Annotated in this window: 5 protein-coding genes; 4 read left to right on the top strand and 1 reads right to left on the bottom strand. The window is 36.4% G+C overall.

What is annotated here, in order from left to right; translation table 11 throughout:
- Positions 1–192: 192 nt before the first annotated feature.
- Positions 193–1,140 (bottom strand): D-2-hydroxyacid dehydrogenase family protein, encoded by a 948-nt coding sequence (locus DBR11_RS01155; RefSeq protein WP_108549773.1) that lies wholly within the window; start codon positions 1,138–1,140, stop codon positions 193–195.
- Positions 1,141–1,302: 162 nt separating this feature from the next.
- On the opposite strand from DBR11_RS01155, the gene DBR11_RS01160 reads away from it, so the two are divergent.
- The 4 genes from DBR11_RS01160 to DBR11_RS01175 all read left to right on the top strand — a co-directional run bounded on the left by DBR11_RS01160 (position 1,303) and on the right by DBR11_RS01175 (position 4,282).
- A complete protein-coding gene (locus DBR11_RS01160) occupies positions 1,303–1,749 on the top strand; it encodes a hypothetical protein (protein WP_108549774.1) in 447 nt (148 codons plus the stop codon).
- 76 nt (positions 1,750–1,825) lie between these two features.
- The gene (locus tag DBR11_RS01165; RefSeq protein WP_108549775.1) at positions 1,826–3,016 is read left to right on the top strand and encodes an alginate lyase family protein; all 1,191 of its coding nucleotides are present in this window, start codon (positions 1,826–1,828) and stop codon (positions 3,014–3,016) included.
- 37 nt (positions 3,017–3,053) lie between these two features.
- Positions 3,054–4,097 carry a hypothetical protein gene (locus DBR11_RS01170; RefSeq protein WP_108549776.1) on the top strand — a complete coding sequence of 348 codons (1,044 nt, stop codon included), beginning with the start codon at positions 3,054–3,056 and terminating at the stop codon, positions 4,095–4,097.
- Positions 4,098–4,099: 2 nt separating this feature from the next.
- On the top strand, positions 4,100–4,282 hold the full coding sequence (locus tag DBR11_RS01175) for a hypothetical protein (RefSeq protein ID WP_108549777.1): 183 nt from the start codon (positions 4,100–4,102) through the stop codon (positions 4,280–4,282).
- The last annotated feature ends 148 nt before the right edge of the window (positions 4,283–4,430 follow it).

Consider the following 4,430-nt stretch of genomic DNA (forward strand, 5'->3'; position numbering starts at 1 on the left):
TCTTGAGCGCAATTAGAAAATCTGTTCGTACCAACAGGGCAATGTCCAATAAATATTATCCCAAATCTTGTTAATTTATTTAACAAAAGCAACTTATATAAAAAATAATTAAACCTAAACAAAAAACATATTTATCGTTTAGACATTAAATAAATATATGACATAAAAAAATTCATCATTTTATGTAAATCCCTAGACAAAATGTTCTTTCAGCCATTGTTCAATTATACTTACCGTATTTCCGTAAAATACCCGATAAGTTTTTTCCGTAACGTAACCAATGTGAGGCGTGGCAACAACACGGTCTAATTTCCTTAAGATATGATTTTCGGGCAGCGGTTCTCTATCAAACACATCAAGTGCAGCTCCAGCAATGCGCTTGTATTTCAACGTGTCAATCAGCGATGCTTCATCAATCAACGGCCCTCTGGAAGTATTAATTAAGTAGGCTTCCTTTTTCATTAAAGCCAATTCCTCTGCACCCACAATTCCCTTTGAGCGTTCACTCAGTACCAGGTGAATGCTTACAAAATCTGCAGTTCTGAAAAGTTCAGCTTTACTCACAAGATTTGCCCCTGCTGCTGCTGCCTTTTCTGCAGTTAAATTTTGGCTCCAGGCAATCACATCCATATCAAACGCCTTGGCGAATTTGGCCATTTTCTGTCCTATACGTCCTAATCCTACCAAGCCAAGCGTTTTACCAGATAAATCGGTTCCAACAGTAGACTGCCATTTTCCCGACCTAAAATTCTGATTTTCGAAGATAATATTTCTTGCCATCGCCATTAACAAAGCCCATGTTAGTTCCGGTGCACCACTTTCCACGTAATCTGTATGCTGAAGTTCGATTCCGAATTCTTCACAAGCCCTGATATCTATGGAGGCATTACGTCTGCCTGTAGATACAATTAATTTCAGATGACTAAGCTTTGACAGAATAGATCTGGTCAATGGCGTCCGTTCCCTCATTACGCAAAGTATTTGAAAGGGCAAAAGACGCTCCACGATGGCCCCCTCTTGATCAAGATGGTCATCAAACACTACCACATCCGCAAATTGCTCTATCTTAGTCCAGTCTGCTGTTTTTAAGGCCACCTTCTGATAGTCATCAAGAACAGCGATTTGAATTGCTTTATCCATTCGAATTTAGTTATTAAGCCAGTAAATATACAATTGTAATTTAAAGACTTCAGATCTGAGATCATTCCTTCTGAAACTGGCTATAAAATAAATTCAATATAAATCAAAATTCATTGTAACAAAAATATAGCAATAGCATCAAAGAGCAGTTAGGTTAATATTATGAAACACGCACTTCAGCATGCTTTAAAAGCAATGTTTACAACATCTATTCTTGTTCTTCCGGTCACTTTAGCCGTGATGTTCCTGTATATGAAACTCATGTCTGTAATGCAAAAGCAATGGAGCTTTGATATGCACTTAAATTATCTGGATTTAGCAGCACTTCTTACCACGCTTTTTTTTGCGTTTCTCCTCTCTGCTAAAAGCATTCCGAAATTCAATGGAAGTTATTACCGTAAAAATGTTATTATCAGTACCACCATATTGCTTTCTGCATTAGTATTCAGCATATACCTCTTCCTTTCAGGAAATTTTAGAAGGCAGGGTTTTGATGAACTGATGATCAGCTATGTCCCTACTTACCTTGTCTCTTTACTTTGCATGAAGTATTATAAACTCAGTACAGAAAACGAATGTACTTTCAAATTTCTTCAAAAAAAGATATAATTTAACGTAACAAAAGTTCTACTTGTGCAAGCTCTCCAAAAGATTAGATTTGTATCAACCTAACCAAATCTTCCTAATGATTAAATCTATTTCTACTTGTATCATTCTGATTGCATTTTCCTTCCAATTGTCCTTTTCCCAAGCTTCTAAGCTCATTTTAATTAATTCCAAGCGTCTCCAATCCGTCAAAGAAGCTTATAAAAAAGGAGATCAGAAAGTAACAGATGAAGTGCAACAGATTATTCATAAAGCAGATGGTTTCCTGGCTTTAAAACCAAGATCTGTAATGGATAAATCATTTACGCCACCAAGCGGATCAAAACACGACTATATGAGTCTTGCTCCATATTTTTGGCCAGACCCTTCTAAACCTGATGGACTCCCTTATATCAGAAAAGATGGACAACGAAATCCAGAAATCAAGGAAATAACGGACGGCACTTATATGAAGGACATGTCTAATATGTGCCAGTTTCTTTCCCTTGCCTATTTTTTCAGTGGCCAGGATAAATATGCAGCAAAAGCAAAAGAATTTTTAAGTATTTGGTTTCTAAATCCAGAAACAAAAATGAATCCCAATCTGAATTATGCTCAGGCCATCAAGGGCGTAAATGATGGCAGAGGAATAGGAATTATAGAGACCAGATCTCTTGCTGATCTGGCCGACTGGATGCAAATCATGACAACTTCAAAAAGCTTTACATCAACTGATTTAGAACAGATTAAAAACTGGTACAAACAATATCTGCATTGGATGCTAACCAGTAAAAATGGGAATGATGAGCATAACGCAAAAAATAACCATGGCACCATTTACGATATGCAAACAGCTTCCTTCGCACTTTTCACAGGTGATAATGAAAAAGCAAAGCAAATTTTAACTGCAAGCTTAAAAAGGTTGTCTGTTCAGCTGGAACCTGATGGCCAGCAACCTTTGGAATTGGAAAGAACAAATGCCTACGGCTACAGCACACTAAATCTAAGCAACTGGTTTAATATTGCCGTGCTTGGAGAACAGGTAGGTCTCGATATCTGGACCTATAAAACACCAAATGGCGCAAACTTACAAAAAGCATTAGATTGGTTAATTCCATATACACTGGAGGATAAAAAGAAAGAACATCAGCAAATTAGTCCTTACAATAAAACCGAAATGTACAAAATACTTGTTTTGGCCGGCACACATTTTAAGGATAATACTTACCTAAAAAAGGCCAACTCCATTCCAGAAAACGAAGAGACCCGGCTAGTTGATTTATTGTATTAATTAGAGAAAACACTAAATTGAGGGCAAATTACTTCTGATGGAACTGAATGATGTAAAAATAGCCTTAAAAAAACCTATTTTTCCGGTATCTCCTGCCTTACAAAAATACCTCAGGACCTACCAGCGGGAATCCAGGCTCCCCATAACTTACAATGATTTACTGCAGTTTGATGAATCTTTTCCAATTATGGATAAATATGGAAAAGATTCTTTGTGGGAAGGCCCAATTTATGCCAATGACCGTATAGAGGAACTTCATAATGGACTGAAAGTTATTTATGCCAATTTAAAGGCTTCGGGAAACCTAAGAATTGTCCAGCACAAATATATTGACAAGATAGAGTATTGTACCTTTGGCAATACACATCCCTTCAGGATCAGGATCGTAAATCGCTTAAATGATGTTTATGACTATTTTTATGTAAAAAAAGCAGATGCTTCCAGAATTTATGGTCTGGAAATGGAGGAAATTTTATCCCCAAATCAAGTGAATTATTTAGTGGACCGGGAAACATTGATTGAAGAACATATAGCAGGTATCCCGGGGGATGTTTTTGCGAAAAACTACTTACACAATTCAGAATATAACCCTACCCGTATAGCTAAAGAATTTGTGAAGTTTAATGAACGTTGTTTAGTCATGCTCTTAGGCGATATGCGCGCTTATAACTTCGTTGTTCAAATTACTCCAGACTTTGACGATATCCAATTCCGGATCCGGGCCATTGATTTTGACCAGCAATTTTATGAAGGCAACATTAAAGTATATCTTCCCCAATTTTTCAAGGAGAACTTTGCTTATGTAAAAATGTGTATGGAACAATTGACAGATAAAACTTACCTTCAATACCAGCAGGAAGAAAAATCCTCTATTCTACACAGGGTTCGCAGCGAAAGGCATAGACTAACAGACCTTAGAGATGTCTCTAATACAGAGGTACTCACTTCAGCAGAGAATATAGAAACCTTAAAAAATGGAATGGCTGAATATTTCTCTGATCAGCAGTATCTTGAATGTAAAACAATGACAGATATTATTGAGTTAAATATTAAAAACATCATCAGACAAGTAAAACTATAAAAATGATCAGATTAAATCAGGATACCCCTTCAGAAGTACTACAGGATCTTAAAATAGGCGATCTGGTCACAGATACCTTTAGTAAAACCGGGTTGGTTGAAAAAATAGACATTAGCGATGACGGATTATATAGGGTATATACTATTCATCTGGTGACTGGAAGATCTATAATCGTAAAAAAATAAAATGATCTCACGCAAAAAAGCCATAGAGTGCTGGTCACTTTATGGCTTTTTATTTTTAAAACCCTCTAGAATTATTGTTTTTCTTTTTTCAAGTAGGTTTTATTGCCATTTTTATTGATATAATATTTTCCCCCGCGAGGACCAGTTA

Origin of the sequence: Pedobacter sp. HMWF019 (assembly GCF_003061025.1) — a bacterium.
In the GTDB taxonomy this organism is placed as follows: domain Bacteria; phylum Bacteroidota; class Bacteroidia; order Sphingobacteriales; family Sphingobacteriaceae; genus Pedobacter.